The sequence below is a fragment of the Mycobacterium sp. NGS50 genome, from assembly GCF_059812545.1.
On sequence record NZ_JCALCW010000098.1, the window covers coordinates 1 to 455 of the forward strand.

Annotated in this window: 1 protein-coding gene; it reads left to right on the forward strand. The window is 71.6% G+C overall.

What is annotated here, in order from left to right:
* Positions 1-455, forward strand: a 455-nt coding sequence (locus AC5Y36_RS25850; RefSeq protein ID WP_500043825.1) for a DUF222 domain-containing protein, incomplete at both ends; no start/stop codon positions are given.

Sequence of the window (455 nt, forward strand, 5' to 3'; positions counted from 1 at the left end):
TCGGATGTTCGGCGAAATCGAGGACCCCCTCGAAGGCCTCACCCACCCCGACCTGCCCCACGGCGTGCGCGCCGATGACCTGCTGCGCCAACGGCTGCGGATCACCCGCGGCGAAATCAAACGCCGCTTCACCCTGGCCGCCCGCCTGCGCGCCCGCCGCAGCCTCACCGGCCCCGCTCTGCCGCCCGCCCTGCCCGAGCTGGCCGACGCCGTCGCCGCCGGCACACTGGGCCAAGACCACATCACCACCATCACCAAAGCCCTCGATCACCTACCGTCCAAAGCCACCCCGCAGGATGCCCAACGAGCCGAGCATGTGCTGGTCGCCCACGCCCAACGCCAAGACGCCCCGTTCGTGGCCATCGTCGGCGCCGCGATCGCCGACGCCATCGCCGAACGCGAAGGCCAATACACCGACACCGACCGCGCCCGGCGACGCACCCTGCACCTGGGTG